Origin of the sequence: Mycobacterium sp. GA-2829 (assembly GCF_001499965.1) — a bacterium.
Lineage (GTDB): Bacteria > Actinomycetota > Actinomycetes > Mycobacteriales > Mycobacteriaceae > Mycobacterium.
The window spans coordinates 25,476-47,536 of sequence record NZ_LQIT01000012.1 but is presented as its reverse complement, the minus strand read 5'-3'; the positions used below and the strand labels follow the sequence as shown (position 1 = coordinate 47,536).

Annotated in this window: 21 protein-coding genes and 2 pseudogenes; 10 read left to right on the top strand and 13 right to left on the bottom strand. The window is 68.8% G+C overall.

Annotated elements, in window-relative coordinates; translation table 11 throughout:
• The first annotated feature begins 13 nt into the window (after nt 1–13).
• Genes AU194_RS08690 through AU194_RS08660 form a run of 7 tightly spaced genes read left to right on the top strand, consistent with a single transcriptional unit; the run spans nt 14 to nt 7,626 of the window.
• Nucleotides 14–1,048: an MCE family protein gene (locus tag AU194_RS08690; protein WP_059088830.1), complete on the top strand. Its 1,035-nt coding sequence runs from the start codon at nt 14–16 to the stop codon at nt 1,046–1,048.
• Entirely contained in the window at nt 1,041–2,099 is a 1,059-nt protein-coding gene (locus tag AU194_RS08685) for an MCE family protein (RefSeq protein WP_059088829.1), read from the top strand. The genes AU194_RS08690 and AU194_RS08685 overlap by 8 nt, the downstream gene beginning before the upstream one ends.
• Nucleotides 2,096–3,487 (top strand): MCE family protein, encoded by a 1,392-nt coding sequence (locus AU194_RS08680; protein WP_059088828.1) that lies wholly within the window; start codon nt 2,096–2,098, stop codon nt 3,485–3,487. The genes AU194_RS08685 and AU194_RS08680 overlap by 4 nt, the downstream gene beginning before the upstream one ends.
• 23 nt (nt 3,488–3,510) lie before the next feature.
• Nucleotides 3,511–4,677 carry an MCE family protein gene (locus AU194_RS08675; RefSeq protein ID WP_197417556.1) on the top strand — a complete coding sequence of 389 codons (1,167 nt, stop codon included), beginning with the start codon at nt 3,511–3,513 and terminating at the stop codon, nt 4,675–4,677.
• Nucleotides 4,677–6,437: an MCE family protein gene (locus AU194_RS08670; RefSeq protein ID WP_059088827.1), complete on the top strand. Its 1,761-nt coding sequence runs from the start codon at nt 4,677–4,679 to the stop codon at nt 6,435–6,437. Before AU194_RS08675 ends, AU194_RS08670 begins: the two co-directional genes overlap by 1 nt.
• Entirely contained in the window at nt 6,437–7,132 is a 696-nt protein-coding gene (locus tag AU194_RS08665) for a hypothetical protein (RefSeq protein ID WP_059088826.1), read from the top strand. The genes AU194_RS08670 and AU194_RS08665 overlap by 1 nt, the downstream gene beginning before the upstream one ends.
• A complete protein-coding gene (locus tag AU194_RS08660) occupies nt 7,132–7,626 on the top strand; it encodes a hypothetical protein (protein WP_059088825.1) in 495 nt (164 codons plus the stop codon). Before AU194_RS08665 ends, AU194_RS08660 begins: the two co-directional genes overlap by 1 nt.
• A gap of 7 nt (nt 7,627–7,633) precedes the next feature.
• Here the strand turns inward: AU194_RS08660 and AU194_RS08655 are convergent, their stop codons facing one another.
• On the bottom strand, nt 7,634–9,097 hold the full coding sequence (locus tag AU194_RS08655; RefSeq protein ID WP_059088824.1) for a trehalose-6-phosphate synthase: 1,464 nt from the start codon (nt 9,095–9,097) through the stop codon (nt 7,634–7,636).
• Nucleotides 9,098–9,262, bottom strand: coding sequence for a hypothetical protein (locus tag AU194_RS32170; protein ID WP_197417555.1), 165 nt, complete (start codon nt 9,260–9,262; stop codon nt 9,098–9,100).
• Nucleotides 9,263–9,331: 69 nt separating this feature from the next.
• On the opposite strand from AU194_RS32170, the gene AU194_RS08650 reads away from it, so the two are divergent.
• Nucleotides 9,332–10,228, top strand: a complete 897-nt coding sequence (locus tag AU194_RS08650; RefSeq protein WP_082698544.1) for an enoyl-CoA hydratase — start codon at nt 9,332–9,334, stop codon at nt 10,226–10,228.
• Nucleotides 10,229–10,280: 52 nt separating this feature from the next.
• Nucleotides 10,281–11,117: an SDR family oxidoreductase gene (locus AU194_RS08645; RefSeq protein ID WP_059088822.1), complete on the top strand. Its 837-nt coding sequence runs from the start codon at nt 10,281–10,283 to the stop codon at nt 11,115–11,117.
• On the opposite strand, the gene AU194_RS08640 is transcribed toward AU194_RS08645, so the two are convergent.
• The 7 genes and pseudogenes from AU194_RS08640 to AU194_RS32965 form a co-directional block, all read right to left on the bottom strand.
• Nucleotides 11,100–11,504 carry a DUF6632 domain-containing protein gene (locus AU194_RS08640; protein ID WP_059088821.1) on the bottom strand — a complete coding sequence of 135 codons (405 nt, stop codon included), beginning with the start codon at nt 11,502–11,504 and terminating at the stop codon, nt 11,100–11,102. The genes AU194_RS08645 and AU194_RS08640 overlap by 18 nt on opposite strands.
• Nucleotides 11,505–11,524: 20 nt before the next feature.
• Nucleotides 11,525–12,427: pseudogene (locus AU194_RS08635) on the bottom strand (NAD(P)-dependent oxidoreductase); the annotation flags it as partial.
• 28 nt (nt 12,428–12,455) lie between these two features.
• Nucleotides 12,456–12,950: a (2Fe-2S)-binding protein gene (locus AU194_RS08630; RefSeq protein ID WP_059088819.1), complete on the bottom strand. Its 495-nt coding sequence runs from the start codon at nt 12,948–12,950 to the stop codon at nt 12,456–12,458.
• Nucleotides 12,943–13,833, bottom strand: a complete 891-nt coding sequence (locus tag AU194_RS08625; protein WP_059088818.1) for a xanthine dehydrogenase family protein subunit M — start codon at nt 13,831–13,833, stop codon at nt 12,943–12,945. The genes AU194_RS08630 and AU194_RS08625 overlap by 8 nt, the downstream gene beginning before the upstream one ends.
• Entirely contained in the window at nt 13,830–14,525 is a 696-nt protein-coding gene (locus tag AU194_RS08620; RefSeq protein ID WP_059088817.1) for an SRPBCC family protein, read from the bottom strand. The genes AU194_RS08625 and AU194_RS08620 overlap by 4 nt, the downstream gene beginning before the upstream one ends.
• Nucleotides 14,526–14,527: 2 nt before the next feature.
• Entirely contained in the window at nt 14,528–16,861 is a 2,334-nt protein-coding gene (locus AU194_RS08615; protein ID WP_059089049.1) for a xanthine dehydrogenase family protein molybdopterin-binding subunit, read from the bottom strand.
• Entirely contained in the window at nt 16,858–17,082 is a 225-nt protein-coding gene (locus AU194_RS32965) for a hypothetical protein (protein WP_197417554.1), read from the bottom strand. Before AU194_RS32965 ends, AU194_RS08615 begins: the two co-directional genes overlap by 4 nt.
• Before the next feature lie 24 nt (nt 17,083–17,106).
• On the opposite strand from AU194_RS32965, the gene AU194_RS32165 reads away from it, so the two are divergent.
• A complete protein-coding gene (locus AU194_RS32165) occupies nt 17,107–18,387 on the top strand; it encodes an MFS transporter (RefSeq protein ID WP_231743231.1) in 1,281 nt (426 codons plus the stop codon).
• 6 nt (nt 18,388–18,393) lie between these two features.
• Here the strand turns inward: AU194_RS32165 and AU194_RS32160 are convergent.
• The 4 genes and pseudogenes from AU194_RS32160 to AU194_RS08595 all read right to left on the bottom strand — a co-directional run.
• Nucleotides 18,394–18,783 (bottom strand): annotated as a pseudogene (locus AU194_RS32160) (YkvA family protein); the annotation flags it as partial.
• 12 nt (nt 18,784–18,795) lie between these two features.
• Entirely contained in the window at nt 18,796–20,475 is a 1,680-nt protein-coding gene (locus AU194_RS08605) for an alpha-amylase family protein (protein WP_059088816.1), read from the bottom strand.
• Nucleotides 20,472–21,461: a TIGR03885 family FMN-dependent LLM class oxidoreductase gene (locus AU194_RS08600; RefSeq protein ID WP_059088815.1), complete on the bottom strand. Its 990-nt coding sequence runs from the start codon at nt 21,459–21,461 to the stop codon at nt 20,472–20,474. The genes AU194_RS08605 and AU194_RS08600 overlap by 4 nt, the downstream gene beginning before the upstream one ends.
• A 45-nt stretch (nt 21,462–21,506) precedes the next feature.
• Nucleotides 21,507–21,926: a hypothetical protein gene (locus AU194_RS08595; protein ID WP_059088814.1), complete on the bottom strand. Its 420-nt coding sequence runs from the start codon at nt 21,924–21,926 to the stop codon at nt 21,507–21,509.
• Between the last annotated feature and the right edge of the window lie 135 nt (nt 21,927–22,061).

The following is a 22,061-nucleotide window of genomic DNA, read 5'->3' as shown; positions in this document are numbered from 1 at the left end:
ACCGAGAGCACTGATGAGGCGCGACCGGACGTTCCTCTACGTCAGCATCTTCACGGTGGTGATGCTGCTGGTGGCCGCGGCGCTGGTCGTGGTGTTCGGCGAGTTCCGCTTCGCGTCGGGACACACGTTCCACGCCAACTTCACCGAGGCGTCCCGGTTGAAAGCCGGTCAGGACGTGCGCATCTCGGGTGTCCCGGTCGGCACCGTCAAAGCTGTCAGTCTCAACCCGGACAACACGGTGGACGTCGAGTTCGACGTCAACGACAAGTACCAGCTCTACACGTCGACCCGCGCGGTCGTCCGGTACGAGAACCTGGTCGGTGACCGCTATCTCGAGATCACCTCGGGGCCCGGCGAATTGCGCAAGCTGCCGGCGGGGGCGACGATCCCCAAGCAGAACACCCAGCCCGCACTGGATCTCGATGCGCTGCTGGGCGGTCTGCGTCCGGTTCTCAAGGGCCTCGACGGCGCCAAGATCAACGAGCTGAGCAACGCGGTGATCGAGATGCTGCAGGGTCAGGGCGGAGCGCTGGCCAACCTGCTCGCCAGCACCAGTTCGTTCACCCAGAACCTTGCCGCGCGCGACCAACTCATCGGCAGCGTCATCGACAACCTCAACTCGGTGCTGGGAACGGTCGACGAGAAGGGCGCCCAGTTCGACAAGACCGTCGACCAGTTGCAGCAACTGATGACCGGGCTCGCTCAGGGACGCGACCCCATCGCCGGAGCCATCCCGCCCCTGGCGTCGGCGTCGAGCGACCTGACCGACATGCTCGAGACCTCACGGCGGCCGCTGCAGGGCCTGATCGAGAACGCCAGGCCGCTCGCCCAGCGACTCGACGAGCGCAAGGACGACGTCAACAAGGTGATCGAACCGCTGGCGGAGAATTATCTGCGGCTCAACGCATTGGGCGCCTACGGTTCGTTCTTCAACATCTACTACTGCTCGATCCGCATGAAGATCAACGGGCCGGCCGGCAGCGACATCCTCATCCCGTTCGGCGGACCGCCGGACCCGTCGAAGGGGAGGTGTTCGGAGAATGGCTAGGCCAGACAGTTCCAATCCGCTGCGCACCGGAATCTTCGGCATCGTCGTGGTGGTGTGCCTTGTGCTGGTGTCGTTCGGCTACTCCAGCCTGCCGTTCTTCCCGCAGGGCAAGTCCTACGAGGCGTACTTCAACGATGCCGGCGGCATCACGCCGGGCAACGACGTGAACGTCTCGGGGATCAACGTCGGCAAGGTCACCGGCGTCGCGCTCGCCGGTGACACCGCCAAGGTGTCGTTCACCGTCAACCGGGACGTGCGCGTCGGTGATCAGTCGCTGGTCTCCATCAAGACCGATACCGTGCTCGGCGAGAAGTCGCTGGCCGTCACCCCGCGAGGTGCGGGCTCGGTGCAGGTGATTCCGTTGGGCCGCACCACGACTCCGTACACCCTCAATACCGCCCTGCAGGACCTCGGCCAGAACGTCAGCGAACTCGACAAGCCGCGCTTCGAGCAGGCGCTCAACACGCTGACCGAGTCCCTGCACGACGCGACGCCGCAACTGCGGGGTGCGCTCGACGGGGTGGCGAACCTGTCGCGCAGCATTAACGCCCGCGATCAGGCGCTCGAGGAACTGCTCGGTCATGCCAAGCGGGTGTCCGACATGCTGGCGGCGCGGGCGGGTCAGGTCAACCAGTTGATCACCGACGGCAACCTGCTGTTCGCCGCCCTCGACGAGCGGCGCCAGGCGCTCAGCCAGTTGATCGGTGGTATCGACGATCTCTCGCAGCAGCTGTCCGGCTTCGTCGCCGACAACCGCCGTGAGTTCGGCCCGGCGCTGGAGAAGCTGAACCTCGTCATGGACAACCTGCTCGCCCGCCGGGAGCACATCGGTGAGGCGCTCAAACGGCTGCCGCCCTACGCCACGGCGCTCGGCGAGGTCGTCGGCTCGGGCCCCGGTTTCCAGATCAACCTGTACGGTCTGCCCCCGGCCTCGCTGGCCGAGGTGCTGCTCGACACCTACTTCCAGCCGGGCAAGCTGCCCGACAGCCTTGCCGACTACCTGCGCGGTTTCATCGCCGAGCGACTGATCATCAGGCCGAAATCGCCATGACACACGCGAGTTCGAAGCTGAAGAGCAGCCGCGCGGCGCGGGTGGCGCTGGCCGCGGTACTGGTGATCACTTTGGCGGTGGGCGTTTTCCTGGTGTGGCCGTCGGCCACGGGGACGAAGCTGACGGCCTACTTCACCTCCGCGGTCGGGCTCTACCCCGGTGACGAGGTGCGCGTGGTCGGCGTGCCGGTCGGCAAGATCGACTCGATCGATCCGCGGGCCCAGGACGTCAAGATCACCATGACCCTCGATGACGGGATCAAGCTGCCCGCCGACGCCAAAGCGCTCATCGTCTCCCCGAACCTGGTGGCGGCGCGCTTCATTCAGCTCGCTCCCGCCTACACCGGCGGGCCGGCGCTGGCCGACGGCGCCAGCATCGGGCTCGACCGCACCGCGGTGCCCGTCGAGTGGGACGAGGTCAAAGAGCAGCTCACGCAGCTCTCGAGCCAGTTGGGCCCGCAGGCCGGAGCGATGCAGGGTCCGCTGAGCGCATTCGTCAACCAGGCCGCCGACACCTTCGACGGCAATGGCGATTCATTCCGCCAGGCGTTGCGGGAGCTGTCCCAGACCGCGGGCCGGCTCGGTGACTCGCGCACCGATCTGTTCGGCACCGTGCGCAACCTGCAGGTGCTGGTCAACGCGCTGTCCAACAGCAATCAGCAGATCGTGCAGTTCACCAACCATGTCGCGTCGGTGTCGCAGGTGCTGGCCGACAGCACCGCCGATCTCGACAACACGCTCGGGACGCTGAACCAGGCGCTGACCGACGTGCGGCAGCTGCTTGGCGACAACAACGACGCCCTCATCGCCCAGGTCGGCAAACTCGCCGATTTCACGCAGATCCTCACCGACCACAGCGACGACATCGAACAGATCCTGCACATCACCCCCAACGGGTTGGCGAACTTCTACAACATCTACAACCCTGCGCAGGGCACCGTCGGTGGTCTGCTGACCCTGCCCAACTTCGCCAATCCCGTGCAGTTCATTTGCGGCGGCACGTTCGACGTCGGCGCCAACCCGGACAACTTCAAACGCGCGGAGATCTGCCGGCAGCGGATGGGGCCGGTGTTCAAGCGGATCGCGATGAACTTCCCGCCGCTGCTGTTCCACCCGATCAACAGCATCACCGCCTACAAGGGGCAGATCATCTACGACACCCCGGCGACGCAGGCCAAGGCGCAGACACCGCTGCCGTATCTGCAGTGGCAGAACGCTCCTGGCGTGACGCCCCCGCAGATCGGACCGGGCAGGGACCTGACCTCGATGCTGCTGCCGCCCGCTCCCGGCGGATCGGCGACCGCGACCTCGCGCAGTGGTGGGCCCGCGGCGGCCCCGGCCCCTGCACCGGCGGGGCCGGCGCTACCGGCTGAGGCGGGTACCCCGTGACGCGCACGATGTTGCGGCGCCGCATGACTCGGCTCAGCTACCGCTCGATGGCGCTGGGTGGCGGGGTGCTGCTGCTGGCCGGTTGCCAGTTCGGCGGACTCAACTCACTGAACATGCCGGGCACTGCCGGCCACGGCGCGGGTGCCTACAAGATCACCGTGCAGCTTCCCGACGTGGCGACCCTGCCGCAGAACTCACCGGTGATGGTCAACGACGTCACCGTCGGCAGCGTGTCGGGCATCGACGCCGTGCAGCGTTCCGACGGCACGTTCTACGCCGCGGTGCAGGTGTCGTTGGACGGCGACGTGGACCTCCCGCAGAACGCGACGGCCAAGGTGGCCCAGACCTCCCTGCTGGGTTCCCAGCACATCGAGTTGGCGGCCCCCAAGGATGAGCCGGCCGTGGGCAGGCTGAAGGACGGATCACAGATCCCGCTCGACCGGACCGGTCGGTACCCCAGCACCGAGGAGGTGCTGTCATCGCTGGGCGTCGTGGTGAACAAGGGCAATCTCGGTGCGCTGCAGGACATCACCGACGAGGCGTACACCGCGGTGGCCGGCCGGGAGGGCACCTTCGCCGACCTCATCCCGCGACTGGCCGAGCTCACCAGCTCGCTGGACCGCCAGACCAACGACATCATCGCCGCCATGGAGGGTCTGGACCGGTTCGCCGGAATCCTGTCGCGCAGCCGCGACAGCCTGGGCCGCACGCTGGACACGCTGCCCGCCGCACTCGAGGTCCTCAACAACAACCGGGCCAACATCGTCGAGGCGTTCGGCGCGCTGCGAAGCTTCGCCGTCATCGCCTCCCGCGTGCTGTCGGAGACCAAGACCGACTTCGCCGCCGACCTGAAAGACCTCTACCCGGTGATCAAGTCGCTCAACGACAATGCCGACGACTTCATCAAAGACCTCGAATTCCTGCCGACGTTCCCGTTCCACTACAAGTACCTGCGCAACGCCGTACGCGGTGACTACCTGAATGTGTTCGTGACGTTCGACCTCACGGTGCGGCGCCTGGGCGAGTCGGTGTTCACCACCTCGCTCGGACTGGACCCGAACATGAAGAGGATGGGGGAGGTCATCAATCCGCCGGACTTCCTGACCGGTGCGATGGCCAACCTCTCCGGTCAGGCGGCCGATCCGTTCAAGATCCCGGCCGGCACGGCGACGCAGCACGAGGCGCCCTGATGCTGAACCGTCTCACGCGTCTGCAGCTGTCGATCTTCGCGGTCGTCACCGTGCTCACCGTCGGCGCGATCTCGCTGTTCTATCTGCATCTGCCGGCGGCTGTCGGTATCGGGTCCTACAACATCACCGCGAATTTCACCGCGGGCGGCGGCCTCTACGAGAACGCCAACGTGACCTATCGCGGCGTGACCATCGGCCGGGTGGAATCGGTCGGGCTGTCCGATTCGGGCGTCGTCGCGCACATGCGGCTCAACAGCAAGACCCCGGTGCCCGAGAACGTCACCGCGACGGTCAAGAGTGTGTCGGCGGTCGGCGAGCAGTACGTCGACCTGGTGCCACCGCAGAAGGCGGCGTCGTCGATGCTGCACGACGGTTCCGACATCGGAGTGGACCGCACCGCGATCGGCCAGGACATCGCCGGCATGCTGGAGGAGGCCGACAAACTGGTCAGCAGCGTCGGCAACAGCCGGTTGCAGGATCTGCTGCGCGAGACGTTCAAGGCGTTCAACGGCTCAGGGCCGGAACTGTCGCGGCTCATCCAGTCCTCGCGGCTGCTCATCGACGAGGCCAACGCCAACTACGGCCAGACCACCCAGCTGATCGACCAGGTGGGGCCGTTCCTGGACAGCCAGATCCGCAGCGGCGACGACATCCGCTCCCTGTCCGACGGGCTGGCCCGGCTGACCGGCAACGTGGCAGGCGCCGACCCGCAGCTGCGGACGACCCTGCAGACAGTGCCCGGGACCACCGAGGTTGCCAACACGACGTTCGCGGGGATCCGGCCCACGTTCCCGGTGCTCGCCGCCAATCTGGCGAACTTCGGCCGGATCGGCGTCATCTACAACAAGTCGATCGAACAGGCGCTGGTGATCTTCCCGGCCCTGATCGCCGCGCTGAACACCGTCGCCGGCGGCGTGCCGGCCGACGAGGGCGGCAAGCTCGACTTCAAGATCCACCTCAACGATCCGCCGTCCTGTTCGACCGGTTTCCTGCCGCCGACGACGATCCGCTCGCCGGCCGACCTCACGGTGCGCGATCTGCCGGACGACCTCTACTGCAAGACTCCGCACAACGACCCCGCGGTGGTCCGCGGCGCGCGCAACTACCCGTGCCAGGAGTTCCCCGGTAAGCGGGCGCCGACGATCCAGCTGTGCCGCGATCCCAAGGGGTACATCCCGGTGGGCACGAACCCGTGGCGCGGTCCGCCGGTGCCGCTGGACACGCCGGTCACCGACCCGCGAATGTCGTTGCCGATGAACAAGTTCCCGTTCATCCCGCCGCAGATCGATCCGGATCCGGGACCGCCGGTGGTGCAACTGCCGCCGGGGGCGACACCCGGCCCGGGCCCGGCGCCGCATGCGCCGTTCCCGTTGCCGGTGCCGCCGAATCAGCCGGGTATGCCGCCACCGCTGCCGTACTACGCGCCGCCCGACCAGGTCGCGCCGCCGTACGGCCGGCCCGTCCCGCCCGCGGCACCGCCGGCTCCTGCGGCACCGCCACCACCAGCGGTCCCCGTGGCGCCGCCGCCACCGCCGGGCAACTCCCTCAACGGGGTGCCCATCCCCGGGCCGCAGCCACCGATGCCGGCCGAGCAGCCCGTGGCCAGCGGGCCGAGTGATCCGCTCATGACCAGTTACGACTCCCGGACCGGTGAGTTCGCCGATCCCGCGGGCGGGACTGGCGTATACGCCCCCGGCGCTGCCAAACTGGCGCCGGCGGAGAATTGGGCGGACTTGATGATGGCTCCAAGGCAGGTGTGATGACAGAGGACACGGCTTCGGAAACGAAGCCGGCGCGTCGTCGTGCGTCGCGCGCGGCCGGCCCGGCGAACGGGTCGACCGACGCGGCCGCGGCCGCACCCGGCAAGGTCAGCGTCGACGCCCCGGCCGTCGCGCGGGTGCGGTCATCCCGTCCGGCCGGGCCGCCTCCGCGTCGCCAGCCACACCGCACGCTCGTCGCCGCGGTGGCACTCGTCGTCACGGCGGTCGCGCTGGCCGCCCTCACCGCGGCAGTGGCGGTGGCAGGCGTCCAGCAGCGCGCCGCCGACGCCGAGCAGGCCCGCGAGCAGCGCTTCGTCGACACCGCATCGCAGACCGCGGTCAACATGTTCAGCTACACGCAGGACAACATCGACGACAGCGTCAACCGGTTCGTCGACGGAACCAGCGGCCCGCTGCGCGACATGCTCAGCCAGAACGGCAACGTCGACAATCTCAAGGCGATCTTCCGCGACACCCAGGCCAGCTCGGAAGCGGTGATCAACGGTGCTGCGCTCGAGAGCGTCGACAACATCGCCGGCAATGCCGCCGTCCTGGTCTCGGTACGGGTGACGGTCACCGACGTCGACGGGACGAACAAGCCGTCCCAGCCCTACCGGCTGCGCATCATCGTCCACGAGGACGACAACGGCCACATGACCGGCTATGACCTGAAGTACCCCGAGGGCGGGAACTGATGGGTCGGTGGACGACCCGGATCGTGGGTCTGCTCAGCGTGGTGTGCGCGGTCGCGTTCGTCGCGCTGGCCGGTGTCGGCGGCTGGCTGTACTGGCAACGCGTCGAGACCCGCGGCGCCCAGCAGGCGCGTGACACCCTGGCCCCGCTGGCGGCCGACCAGATCCCGAGGATGTTCGGGTATGACTACCAAACGGTGGAGCGCAGTCTCACCGAGGCTTACCCGCTGCTGGCGCCGGGGTTCCGGCAGGAGTTCAGCGACCGGGCGACCAAGGAGATCATCCCGCAGGCCCGGGAGCGGCAGGTCGTCAGCCAGGCACACGTCGTCGGCGTCGGAGTCCTCTCGGCGCAACGTGATTCAGCGCAGGTGATGGTGTACCTCAACCGGACCGTCACCGAGAAGGGCGGTCAGCCCATCTATGACGGCAGCCGCCTGCGCGTCGACTACACCAAGCTCGACGGCAAGTGGCTGATCAACTACATCACCCCGATCTGAGACCGGCTCAGACTGATTTCGCGTCGTCGCGCGTGCCGGCCAGCGCATCGAGGAAGGCGCGGGCCCACCGGTCCACGTCGTGGGCGAGCACCTGGCGGCGCAGCGCACGCATCCGCCTGCGACCCTCTTCGGGAGTCTGGTTCAACGCGGCCTCGATGGCGTCCTTGACGTCTTCGAGGTGGTGCGGATTGGCCAGGTAGGCCTGCCGTAACTCGGCTGCGGCACCGGTGAATTCGCTGAGCACCAGCGCTCCGCCGAGATCGTGGCGGCAGGCCACGTACTCCTTGGCCACGAGATTCATCCCGTCGCGCAGAGGCGTGACCAGCATGACGTCGGCCGCGACGAAGTAGGCGATCAATTCGTCGCGGGGGACCGGCCGGTGCAGGTAGTGCACGATCGGGTGACCGACCTCGCCGAAGTCGCCGTTGATGTGGCCGACCTGCCGCTCGATGTCCTCACGCATCGCGATGTAGCTCTCGACGCGCTCCCGGCTCGGGGTGGCCAGCTGGATGAGCACGGTCTCCTCGCGTTTGACCCGACCGTCGCTGAGCAGTTCGGCCAGCGCCTCCAACCGGACGTTGATGCCCTTGGTGTAGTCCAGCCGGTCGACACCCAGCAGGATCTTGCGCGGATTACCGAGATCGTTGCGGATCTCGCGGGCCCGCTGCCGGATCGCGCGGTTGCGGGACTTGGCGTCGAGATCGGCCGAGTCGATGGAGATGGGGAAGGCGCCGACCTTCACCGTCCGGAAGCCGTACTGGACCTCCCCGAAGCGGGTCCGCACCCCGACCGTCGCCCGTGAGGCGTTCGCGCCCACCAGGCGCCGCGACAGGAACAGGAAGTTCTGTGCCCCACCGGGCAGGTGAAACCCGACGAGGTCGGCGCCGAGCAACCCTTCGATGATCTCGGTGCGCCACGGCATCTGCATGAACAGCTCGACCGGGGGGAACGGGATGTGCAGGAAGAAACCGATGGTCAGATCGGGCCGCAGCATGCGCAGCATCTTCGGCACCAGCTGCAGCTGGTAGTCCTGCACCCACACCGTGGCGCCGGGTGCGGCAGCCTTCGCCGTCGCCTCGGCGAAGCGGCGGTTGACCTCGACGTAGCGGTCCCACCATTTGCGGTGGTAGATCGGCTTGACGATCAGATCGTGGTAGAGCGGCCACAGGGTGGCGTTGGAAAAACCCTCGTAGTAGTCGGCGACGTCCTCGGCCGACAGGGCCACCGGGTAGAGCTGCAGGCCGTCTTCCTCGATGGGATCCTCGGGACTGTCCGGGATGCCGGCCCACCCGATCCAGGCGCCGCGCCGACGGCGCAGCAGCGGCTCCAGGGCGGTGACGAGCCCACCGGGGCTTCGCTTCCAGGAGATGCTGCCGTCGGGCAGCTTCTCCATGTCGATCGGCAACCGGTTGGCCACGACCACGAATTCGGAATTCCCCGAGCTGGCGTGGCCGTCGCCCCCCGAGGCCATTTACGCCTCGAGCTTCGAGGGCCCGATGCCGAGCATGGACAAGAAGACGCGACACTCGTCGGCGTCGGTGGCGTAGGCGGCCACCACGCGGCGAGCCTGGCGAGCGGTGCTGTCGGCGAGCGGTTCGACGTCGCCGATTTCGGCGGGATCAGACTTGGCAGGCATGTCCGCAACTCTAGGCGACTCACCACACCGGCGGCGACATGCCTGGTCGGGCCCCGTATCGTGCGACTAGTGTCCACCCAGGAGCAGGTGACCTACGAGACCCTCGACGACGGCCGGATCGCCCGGATCTGGCTGAACCGGCCGCAGACCCAGAACGCGCAGAACCGCACGCTGCTGGTGGCTCTCGACGAGGCGTTCGGTCGAGCCGAAGCCGACGACCAGGTCCGGGTGGTCATCCTGGCCGCCCGCGGCAAGAACTTCTCGGCCGGTCACGACCTCGGGTCCGAAGAGGCGATCGCCGAGCGGACGCCGGGGCCCGGCCAGCATCCGAGCTTCACCGTCAACGGCGGCACCCGCGCGCCGATCGCCGAGAAGATCTACCTGCAGGAGTGGCACTACTTCTTCGAGAACACCCGGCGCTGGCGCGATCTGCGCAAGATCACCATCGCCCAGGTGCAGGGCAATGCGATCTCGGCCGGCCTGATGCTGATCTGGGCGTGCGACCTTATCGTCGCCGCCGACGACGCCAGGTTCAGCGACGTGGTGGCGGTGCGGCTGGGGATGCCGGGCGTCGAGTACTACGCGCACCCCTGGGAGTTCGGGCCGCGGAAGGCCAAAGAACTCCTGCTGACCGGGGATTCGATCGACGCCGACGAGGCGCACCGCCTCGGCATGGTGTCGAAGGTGTTCCCACGCGCGGACCTGGAGGACCGGACCGTCGAGTTCGCGCGCCGGATCGCCGCGCTGCCGACGATGGCGGCGCTGCTGGTCAAGGATTCGGTCAACGCGGCCGCCGACGCGATGGGCTTCACCGAGGCGCTGCGGCACGGTTTCCACATTCACGAACTCGGCCATGCGCACTGGGCGGCGCACAACGAGAACCGGATGGCTGTCGGGCTGCCCCCGGATGTGCCGGACTGGCGCGAACTGGGGGCGCCGAAGTTGGCCCGCCGCGACGAACCGTGACGTATAACTAGAACGCGTTTCAGTTATACGACCTAGGTATCGGAGGACGGCCTTGCTGCTTTCACTGGCGGATCGCACCTATCTGGTCACCGGCGGTGGCAGCGGTATCGGCAAGGGGGTCGCCGCGGCGATCCTCGCTGCGGGCGGTGATGTGATGCTGGCCGGCCGCAACGCCGACCGGCTCGCCGCCGCGGCCGAGGAACTGTCGGCCGCGACCGGTGACGGAGCGGGGGAGGTTCGCTACGAACCGACCGATGTCACCAACGAGGACGAGGCGGCGCGCCTGGTCGAGGCCGCCACCGCCTGGCGCGGTCGGTTGCACGGCGTCGTCCACAGCGCCGGCGGATCCGAGACCATCGGCCCGATTACCCAGATCGACTCCGACGCGTGGCGGCGCACCGTGGACCTCAACGTCAACGGCACCATGTACGTGTTGAAACACGCTGCGCGCGAACTGGTTCGGGGCGGCGGCGGATCCTTCGTCGGCATCTCGTCGATCGCGTCGAGCAATGTGCACCGCTGGTTCGGCGCGTACGGGCCGAGCAAGGCCGCGCTGGATCACATCATGCAGCTGGCCGCCGACGAACTGGGACCGTCGTGGGTGCGGGTCAACGGGATTCGGCCCGGGCTGATCCAGACCGACCTCGTCGGCCCAATCCTGGAGTCGCCCGAGGTGTCCGCGGACTACCGGGCGTGCACCCCGCTGCCGCGCTTCGGCGAGGTGCAGGACATCGCGAACCTGTCGGTGTTCCTGCTCAGCGATGCGTCGTCGTGGATCACCGGTCAGATCGTCAACGTCGACGGCGGCCACAATCTGCGACGCGGGCCGGATATGTCGGGCATGCTCGAGCCGTTGTTCGGCGCCGACGGCCTACGCGGGGTCGTCTGAGCGCTGCCCCGCGCCGGAGATCTGCACCAACACGGCCAGGACGACGGCCACCAGAACCAGTGCGGGGACGTCACCCAGGAGATGACCCAGGTGGTCGCCGCGCAGCGACTGCACCGCCATGATCGCGGCGTGTACGACACTGGACCAGACGGTGAACCAGATCAAGCTGACGTGCGCCTCCGGGCGTCGCGCCGCGATCCACAGGAAGACGCCGAGGGTGGCGTACAGCCCGACGATCATCATGAAGTAGTCGGACTCGTGCGGCGGCCCGTGATGCCACGCCCACCCCGACGGCCACACCACCGCGAGCGGGTAGAGCAGCACCATCACCGTGCCGAAGACGGCGAGCGCGATCTGCAGCAGCCGATAGGTGATCGACGGGCCCATCTGGCCATTGTGGGTGTCGGTCAGGCCGTTGGGGAAGACCCGCCCGCCTCCCAGCTGCTCAACGCGCCGATGGCCGACCAGTCCAGCTGGCCACCGCCGTGCGCCAGCAAGGTGAGGAACCGGTCGCGTAGCAGGCTCGCGATCGGCAGCGGGACCTGCAGCCCGGCACCCGCCTCCAGGGCAAGGCCGATGTCCTTGAGGCCGCCGGTGGCGGCGAAGCCCGCGGGTTCGAACTGCCGGCGCGCCACCAGCCCGCCGTAGGTGCGGTACACCGGTGCGTCGAACAGCGTGGAGGTCAGCAGGTCGAGGTAGTCGCCCGCGTCGACTCCGCCCTTGGTGACCAGCGCGATGGCCTCGCCGAGCGATTCGATGACCGAGGCGATGAGGAAGTTCCCCGACACCTTCACCAGGTTGGCCGCGGTCGGTTCGGTGCCCACAACGAAGGTGCGCTGGCCGACCGCGTCGAAGACCGGCGCCACCTCGGACACCGTGTCGGGTGCGCCCGCGGCGACCACGAAGAGTTTGGCCGCTGCCGCCGCCTCTGGCCTGCCGAACACCGGCGCCGAGACGTATCGCTGACCGGCTTCGGCGTGGGCGGTGATGAGCCGTTGGGCCAGAGCCAGGCTGATCGTGGAGGCCGAGACGTGGATCGCGTTCGGGGGCAGCGAGGCGACGATGCCGTCGTCGCCGAAGCCGACCGCCTCGACGGCGGTGTCGTCGGACAGCATCGTCACCACCACGTCGCCCCGGCAGGCGTCGGCCACCGTGCGCGCCGGGTGCGCGCCCTTGGCCGCCAGGGCGTCCACCTTGTCGGGGGACCGGTTGTAGGCCGTGACCTCGTGTCCGGCGGCCAGCAGGTTGGCCGCCATCGCCGAGCCCATGTTGCCGAGTCCGATGAATCCGATGCGCATGGCGCAATCCTGCCGGGCGGATCGTGTTCGCGCTTCTCCTTTACGGGCTGACGGTTTCCCCGGCGCGCGTCTTCTCGGCCGCGAGGCGGACCGCGTCGACGATGCCCTGGTAGCCGGTGCAGCGGCAGAAGTTGCCCGAGAGGCCCTCGCGGATCTCTTGGTCGCTGGGGTCGGGGTTGTCGGCCAGCAGCGCGGTGATGGAGGTGACGAAACCCGGTGTGCAGAAGCCGCATTGCAGCCCGTGGCACTCCTTCATCGCGGACTGCACCGGGGACAGTTCACCGTCGGGACCGGCGATCCCCTCGACGGTGGTGACGTCCTGACCGTCGGCCTGCACCGCGAACACCAGACACGAGCGCACGGCCTGACCGTCGAGCAGCACCGTGCACGCACCGCAGGCGCCGTGCTCGCAACCCAGATGCGTGCCGGTCAGCCCGCACGTCTCGCGCAGGAAGTCGGCGAGGGTGATCCGCGGTTCGACCAGGCCGCGGTGGGCGCGGCCGTTGACCGTCAACTCGACAGGCAGCTCATGCATGGCTCAACTCCTCCGAATTCACCTGTGCCGCGGCCGATGTGACGGCACGGGCGACCATCGCAGTGCCGACGCGACGGCGGTAGCTCGCCGAACCCTGCAGGTCGGCGGGGATGTCGCGCAGCGCGGCCAGCGTGACCGCACCGACCTCGTCGGCGTCAATCTCGGACAGGCGCGCTCCGACGAGGGCACGTTCGCCGTCGGTGCCGCGCAGCGGCGTCGATCCCAGACCCAGCAGGCCGATACCGCACCGGGTCACCCGGTCGTCCCCGTCGACCTCGAGGGCGACCGCCGCACCGGCGATCGCGAAATCGCCATGCCTACGGGCGAATTCCTCGACCGCGAATCCGCAGCGGCCCCTCCACACCGGGAACCGCACGGCGGTGAGGATCTCGTCGGAGGTGAGCGAGGTCTCCCACAGACCGGTGAACAGGTCCGTGGCGGCGACCTCGCGGCGTCCGCGGGTCGACACCGCCTCGATCCGCGCGTCGAGGGCCAGTGCGACGGCGGCGTATTCGGCGGCCGGGTCGGCGTGGGCGATCGCGCCGCCGAGGGTGCCGCGGGTACGGATCTGGAAGTGCCCGATGTGCGGGGTCGCCAGCGTGAGCAGCGGCGCCGAATCGGCGACCTCGTCGTCCATGCCGACCAGTGCGTGCGGGGTCGCCGCGCGCACCACGATCTGGTCGTCGATCAGGTCGATGCCGGTCAGCTCGTCGAGCCGCGAGATGTCGACCAGGTTCGCGAAATGGGTCAGGCGCATGGCCAGCATCGGCACCAGGCTCTGCCCGCCGGCCAGGATCTTGGCGTCTTCGCCGAATTCGGCGAGCAGCTGCGCCGCCTCGGCCACCGTCTCCGGGCGGTGGTATGCGAACGGGGCGGCCTTCATGACGACAGTAGCCTGGCCAACGCGGCCTGCAGATCCTCGGCCAGCACGGCGGCCGGATGTGCGCGCCTGCGGCGACGGCCGATCAGCAAGCCCAGCGCGGTGCCCGCGGCCACACCCGCGACCACGGGGGCGAAGCGTTTGGCCATCGGCACCGCGACGACCTTGAGCAGGTCGACCGAATCGCCCGCGGCGGGTTGGGCGGCGGCGGTCGCGGCTTCGGTGGTGGGGGCGGTGGTCGCCTTCGGGGCGTCGCCCAGCACGTCGGCCTCGAGGGCCTTGGCGAACTGACCGATCAGGTTGGTGGCGACGTCGGCGAGCACGCCGCGGCCGAACTGGGCGGCCTTACCGGAGATCGTGAGGTCGGTGTTGATCACGACGTGGGTTGCGTCGCCCTCGTCTTTGAGTTGCGCGGTGACGACGGCCGCGGCGTTGCCGTTGCCGCGCGTCTCCTTGCCCGAGGCGCGGAGCACGACCCGCTGGGCGGCGGGGTCCTTCTCCTGGAAGGCGGCAACACCCTTGTAGGACACTGTGATCGGACCGACCTTGACCTTCACCGCACCGGTGAACTCATCGCCGTCGACCGACAGCAGCGTGGCGCCGGGCAGGCACGGCGCCACCCGCTCGACGTCGGTGAGCACCTCCCAGGTCTTGGCGGCGGGCACCGCGACCCGGAATTCGTTGTTCAGTTCCACGGTCAGTGGTCCTCTCGCTGAATGTTTTCGAGCAGTTCGACGATGGTCGCGGGGTTGGCCGGTAGTCGGGTGACGGTGACGCCCAGTGGGGCGAGCGCATCGTTGATCGCGTTGATCACCGCGGGCGTGGAGCCGATGGCGCCGCCCTCGCCCGCGCCCTTGTAGCCGCCGACACCCGGGCCGGGGATCTCGACGTGGCCGAATTCGATCGGCGGCACCTCGGTCGCGGTCGGCAGCAGATAGTCGACGAACGTCGAGGACAGCGGGTTGCCGTCGGCGTCGTAGACCAGGCTCTCCAGCAGCGCGCCGCCGATGCCCTGGACCGTGCCGCCGGCCACCTGACCCTCGACGATGTTCGGGTTGATCATCGGGCCGACGTCCTCGCTGACGATGTAGCGGGTCAACGTCACCTGACCGGTCGCCACGTCGACCTCGCAGGTACACGCGTGAGTGGCGTTGGCCCAGTGGATCATCGCCTCCGGCGGTGAGGTGAAGCGCGCGGTGGCTTCCAGGCTTGCCGAGGTGCCCGGTGCCAGCTGGGCGGGTTCGTAGTACGCGCGGTAGGCGATGTCGGCGAACGACACGCTCTTGTCGGGATCCTCGCGCAGGTACGCCCGGGAACCGCCGAGTTCGATGTCGCCGGCCTCGGCGCCGAGATGGTGGGCGGCCATCGCGACGAGTTGCCTGCGCAGCACCGCCCCCGCCTCGCTGACCGCGCCCGCGGTCATCGGAGCGCTGCGGCTGCCCTGCGTGCCCGCCCCGTACGGGGTGACCGCGGTGTCGCCCTGGATGGTGGAGACGTCGTCGATGTCGGCGCCCAGCGCATCGGCGGTGAGCTGAACGACGGTGGTCTCCAAGCTGTTTCCGCTCGAGCCGCCGTTGACGTAGACGTTGACCTTGCCGGTCGGCTCCATCCGGATGGTGCAGCCCTCGGTGGCCAGGTGGCCGGTGGCCGCGCCGGTCGGTTCGATGTAGGCGGAGAATCCGAGGCCGATGTAGCGGCCCTGGGCGAGCGCTTCGGCCTGCTCCTTGCGGAAGCCCTCGTGGTCGAGGATCTTGACGGCCTGTTCGAAGGTGTCGGCGGGCGCGACGTGGTCATACGGCATGCCGTTGGGGTTGAAGTACGGCATCTCGTCGCCACGCAGGATGTTCTTGCGGCGCAACTCGACCGGATCGATGCCGAGCTTGCGGGCGGCGATGTCGAGCATGATCTCGCGGGCGAGGGTCTCGTACTGCCACGGGCCGCGGTAGGCGTGCAGGCCCGCGGTGTTGGAGAACACCGTCTTGTAGTTGAAGCTGGCCTTGGGCACCCGGTACGGGCCGGGGAAGAACATGCCGATCGCCGCGGTGGTGAGCACCGGATACGGCGTGGGGTAGGCGCCGACGTCCTGGTTGAAGTCGATGTCGACGGCGAGGATGGTCCCGTCCTCGTCGAACGCCATGCGCGCGGTGCCGTCGACGTGGCGCGACTGCCCCGCCGACATGAGGTTCTCGCGCCGGTCCTCGATCCATTTCAGTGCCGCGGGCACTCTGCGTGCGGCGAGCATGATCACCATGTCCTCGCGCATCGGCACGACCTTCTGGCCGAAACCGCCGCCGGTGTCGCGCATGATGACGCGGACCTTCTGGGCCGGGATACCGAGTAGCCGGGCGGCGAAGGCGCGCAGTTCGTGCGGTGTCTGCGTCGACGCCCACAGCGTCAGTTCGTCGGTGGTCGAACCCCATTCGGCGACCAGGCCGCGGGTCTCGATGGGCACCGGCACGTACATCTGCTGGTAGATGTTCTCGCTGACCACACACGCCGCCGCGCCGAACGTCTCCTCGTCCGGTGGCGCACCGCCCATCCCGCCCGCCACGTTGTCCGGATACTGCTCGTGCACAACGACTTCGGAGTTCACGGCGGTGCGGAAGTCGGCCACCGCGGGCAGCGGTTCGTAGTCCACCTCGACCGCGTCAACGGCGTCTTCGGCGAGGTAGCGGGATTCGGCGACGACGAGTGCGACCGGATCACCGACGAACTTGACCTCACCCTCGGCGAGCGGGGGACGCGGGGTGTCGGGGACGTCCTTGCCTGCCACGGCGTGCCACGCCTCGACCGCGTCCCCGTTGAGGTCGGCGGCGGTGAACACCGCGTGCACCCCCGGCATGGCCAGCGCCGCGGAGGCATCGATCCCGTTGACCTTCGCGCGGGCGAAGGGGCTGCGGACGAAGCACGCGTGCAGCATCCCGGGGCGCTGGATGTCGTCGACGAAGGTGCCGCGACCGGTCAGCAGGCGGTTGTCCTCGACCCTCGCGACGCGGGTGCCCGAATAGCGGGTGGCGACGGTGTCGGTCATCGGTGAGCGCTCCATTCCGTCGATTGCTTCTGCGCGTAAGTAGGCGGGGCCGGGGCTGAAGCAAGAGTCTGGTTATCGTAAGTGATAAGACATCTGCTCAAAAGAGAGAGTGTCATTTCCGCAGGTGAGGACGTCGGGTGCGGGCATCTTGCGCCCAGACTGCCAGCCCGGCGGCGTCCGCGGACCCGAATCGGGAAGTCGGATTCGCCTGACAACCGCACCGCGGTCTGCCAGGCTTCCGCACCGTGGCGCTGACGACGCAGGGCACATCCCCGATCGAGGCGCAGACGCACGGGCCGCGGCGGGCATGGGCGGCCGTCGCGCTGTTGGCCGTCGTCGGCACGCTCAACTACGCCGACCGCTTCCTGCCCGCCGTCCTCGCCGAGCCGATCAAGAACGACCTGGCGCTGTCGGATACGGCGATCGGTGTGATCAACGGCTTCGGCTTCCTCATCGTCTACGCGGTGCTCGGCATCTTCATCGCGCGCTTCGCGGACCGCGGTGCGTTCGGCTCGGTCGTCGCCGTGTGCCTCGGATTATGGGGCGCGATGACCATGGTCGGCGCGGTCGCGCAGTCGGGTCTGCAGTTGGCGCTGACCCGCGTCGGGGTCGCGGTGGGGGAGGCGGGCAGCACCCCCGCCGCCCACGCGTACGTCGCCCGCAACTTCGCACCGGAACGACGTGCCGCACCGTTGGCGGTCATCACCCTGTCGATCCCACTGGCCAGTGCCGCGAGCCTGATCGGCGGCGGGCTGTTGGCCCAGTCGTTCGGCTGGCGCACCGCGTTCGTGGTGATGGGGGCGATCAGCGTGGCGTTCGTCCCGCTGGTGCTGGTGGTGATCGGGCGCCGCCAGGCGATGCCCGTCCTCGACCGCGCCCCGCGACAGCGCACCGCCAAACCGTGGGATCTGCTGCGTGAGCCCAGCTACGTCGTCATCGTCACCGGCGCGGCGTGCATCTCAATCGCCGGCTATTCGCTGACGACGTTCGCGCCTGCGTTCCTCATCCGCAGCCACGGGATGTCGATCGGCGACGTCGGCCTGCAGTACGGCATCGCCAGCGGGGTGGCCGGCATCGTCGGCCTCCTCGTGGTGGGACGGGTGGCCGACCGCCTGGCCGCCCGCGACCCGCGGTGGCTGCTCTGGCTCGTCGCCGCGATGACCGCGGTGCTGCTGCCGTGCTCGGTGGCCGCCTTCCTGGTGGGCAGCCCCGCGCTGTGTGTGCTGTTCATCGCGCTGAGCTACGTCATCGGCACCGCCTACATGGCGCCGTCCATCGCGGCCATCCAGCGGCTGGTCCTCCCCGAGCAGCGGGCCACCGCCTCGGCGGTCTTCCTCTTCTTCGGCGCCGTCCTCGGCTCGGCCGGTCCGTTCGTCACGGGACTCATCAGCGATGCGTTGACCGCCCACCTCGGCAGCGCCGCGCTCGGCCGTGCCCTGTTGATCGTGGTCCCCGTCGCGCAGGTGGCGGCCCTCGCGTGTTACCTCCTCGCCAGCCGGTGGTTCCTGGGCCGGATCAGGACATGACGCAGCCAACCCGGTGAGCCGCCGCAGCGCCTGGAACCCGTCATCGCTTCCGGGCCAGTGCCGGCGCACCACATCCAGACCCGATCGCCGCACCACGCTGCGCAGCACCGCGACGACGACGATGGCGTCGTCGGCGTAGCCCAGTACGGGGATGAAATCGGGGATCAGATCGATGGGCGACGCCAGATAGGCGAGCAGCAGCGCCAATCGGATTCGGACGCCTCGCGGCAGGGCGTCATCGGCGGCGAGTCTGCGGACGAGGCGGAGGGTGTCGGGCAGGATGCGCAGCGCCTCGCGCAACAGGTTTCCGCGCGGGCGCGCGCATATCAAGGCGACCACGAGCGCCAGCCAGGTGAGCGCGAACCCGGCGCCGATACCGATGGCGAGCTCCCACACGGTGAGATGGTCTCAGATGATGGGGTCGTCGCCCGGCCGCAGCAGCCGCAACCACCGGTATCCGTAACCGTCGAGGCCAATCTCGAGCCGCCCTTTCGCGTCGAGTTCGTGGACGGACAACCCGTCCATGAGGTCGACGAGCGTCGACCCCTCCGGCGCGTCCTCGATCTGGATCGGCACCATGCATCGGTCGGCGCCGAAGTTGTGCAGCGCCACCATCGTCCACCCGCTCTTCTCCCGGCAGCAGTGCGCGAGGACCGCGGGATTGGGCTGATCGAGCACCTCGGCGGTCGACCACCCGATCTCGGGCTGCTGGCGATAGGTGTAGATCAGATCGCGGATGAACCACCAGAACGACTGGTGATTGTGGCGCTGGTCGGCGACGTTCACGTGCTCCGGCCCGTAGAGGCCGTCGGTGAGGGGTCGGGGGAGCTGCCGTGCGGCGGCCCTGGAGAAGCCGCCGTTGGCGTCGTCGGTCCATTGCATGGGTACGCGGACCGCGAATCGCCCTGGGATGTCGAGGTTCTCGGCCATCCCGATCTCCTCGCCGTAGAACAGCACCGGGGTCCCCGGCAGGGAGAACGCCAGGGAGTAGACCATGCGCATCCGGCGTTCGTCCCCGCCGAGCATCGACGGCAACCGTCGCCGCAGCCCGCGGCCGTAGAGCTGCATGTCCGGTTCCGGACCGAACGCGTCGAAGATCTCCTGCCGTTCCGCTTCGCCGAGTTTGTCGAGGGTGAGTTCGTCGTGGTTGCGCACGAAGTTCGCCCACTGGCTGGTCTCGTCGAGCGACGGGCGTTCGCGCAGCGCCGCCGCGAGCGGTCCGGCGTCACCCCGCGCCAGCGAGAGGTACATGTTCTGCATGCCGATGAAGTCGAACTGCATGTTGAGCCCGTCGCCGTCGTCGCCGCCGAAGAACGACTTCTGGTCGGCATAGGGCACGTTCACCTCACCGAGCAGCACCGCGTCGCCGACCCTGCGGGTGACGAAATTGCGGACGTCGCCAAGGTATTCGTACGGGTCGAAGACGCCGGGGTCGCCCGGCGCGCCGTCCCGGGCGAACAGGAACGGCACGGCGTCCACCCGGAAGCCGGAGACGCCCAGCTGCAGCCAGAAGCCCAATGTGCGTGAGATCTCTTCCTGCACGCGCGGATTGGCGATGTTCAGGTCGGGTTGGTGTTTGTAGAAGTGATGGAGGTACCACTCCCCGGTCTTGGGCTCCTGCTCCCAGAGGCTGTCCTCCTGATCGGGGAAGACGACGTCGGCCGGGCTCGACTCGGGCTCGGTCTCGCTCCACACGTAGTAGTCGCGGTACGGATCGTCCGTGCTGCGTCGCGCGGACTTGAACCACGGGTGCGCGTCGGAGGTGTGGTTCATGACGAAGTCGACGATCACGCGGATGCCCTTGGAGCGGGCGGTGCGCACCAGCTCGACGAAATCGCCGAGGTTGCCGAGGCGCTGGTCGACGCCGAAGAAGTCGACGATGTCGTAGCCGTCGTCTTTGCGCGCGGTCGGGTAGAACGGCATCAGCCACAGGCAGGTGATGCCGAGATCGAAGAGGTACTCGATGCGCTCGGTCATCCCCCGGATGTCGCCGGTCCCGTCGCCGTTCCAGTCGTAGAACGTCTCGATGTCGGCGCAGTAGAAGACGGCGTTCTTCCACCACAGGTCGCCGGTCTCGATCTTCCTCATGCGATCGCCGCGCTCGAACCCGGTGCCGTCGGCGAGAGCTGCGGCAGCACGTGCTCGCCGAAGGCGTCGATGAAGGGCGCCTGCTCCTGGCCGACGAAGTGCAGGTAGAGCTCCTCCCAGCCCTGCTCGACATACTCGGCGAGCCACTCGGCGTGGCGGCCGAGGTCCGATGAGACCCGCACCGCGCCGCCGACCTTCTCCGTGGAGACCGCGCTGCCGATGACGTCGAACGCCTCGACCGTCTCGGTATCCCACGACACCGGCGGGTCGAAGACGTTGTTGCGCCACTGGTCGTGCGCGATCGCCATGGCTTCGTCGTCGGTGCGCGCCCAGCTCAGGTGGATCTGCAGCCGGGCCGGGCCGCGCCCGCCGGCCTCCCGGTACGCATCGAGGACCGCGCGGAGCTTCTCCGGCGGCTGGTTGACGGTGATCAACCCGTCGGCCCAGGCGGCGTGGCGCGCCGCCGTCTGCGGAGTGACCGCGGGCCCGACGAGGTCGGGCACCACCGCGGGCAGCGTCCACAGCCGGGCCCGGTTCACCTCCACCAGGCCCTCGTGGCTGACCTCCTCGCCGCGCAGCAGGCGGCGGATGACGTCGACGCACTCGACCAGGCGCGCGTCACGGACCTCCTTGCGGGGCCACGCCTGCCCGGTGATGCGTTCGTTGGACGCCTCGCCCGAACCCAGCGCAGCCCAGAACCGGCCGGGGAACATCTGCGCCAGCGTGGCGATGGCCTGGGCGATGATCGCCGGGTGGTAGCGCTGACCGGGGGCGTTGACCACACCGAACGGCAGTCCGGTGGTCGCGAGCGCCGAGCCGAGAAACGCCCACGCGAAGCCGGATTCGCCCTGCCGCTCGCTCCACGGGCTGAAGTGGTCGGACGACATGCCGGCGGTGAAGCCGGCCTGTTCCGCGTGCTGGACGTCCCGCAGCATCTGGGCGGGATTGATCTGCTCATGCGAGCAGTGGAAGCCGATGACGGTCATCGCCCCGGGATACCCCTGAAGGCGCTGACGTCAACGTCAGTACCGCTAGTCGCCGCTGCCCTCGTCGTCGCCCATCCCGGGCGGGGTGTCCTCGGGCGTGGTGGTCACCGCGGGACCCTCACCGGGCGCGATGGTCGGGGTCTCCGGCTGGGTGGACGGACCCCTTTCGGCGGCGGGCGAGCCGGCCGGGGGAGCGGGAACGCCGGTGTCGCCCGGCGCGGCGGGTGCGGCCGGTGCGCCGGTGCCTTCCGTGCCGCCGGTGTCCCCCGGGGCCGGAACCGCCGGGGAGGTCGCGGGCGCGGTGGTGGTGGGCGTCGGCGCGACGGCGGTGGTGGACGAGGTGGTCTCCGACGTCGAGGTGTCGCCGGACTCCTCACTGCCTCCGCAGGCCACGGCCAACGGGGTGAACAGGACGGCGGCGCCGATCGCTACGACGGTGGAAATGCGGCGATGTTGCGTGCGCATACTCGCGACTCCTAACCGGTGAAACGTTCCTCTGACCGCATGAACGGCAGGGTGGAGAACGACTGGCACGGGGCGCACAGACCCGGCCCCAACCGTGGGTAGCCACATCCGTGACATTCGTCGATGGCCACTGTC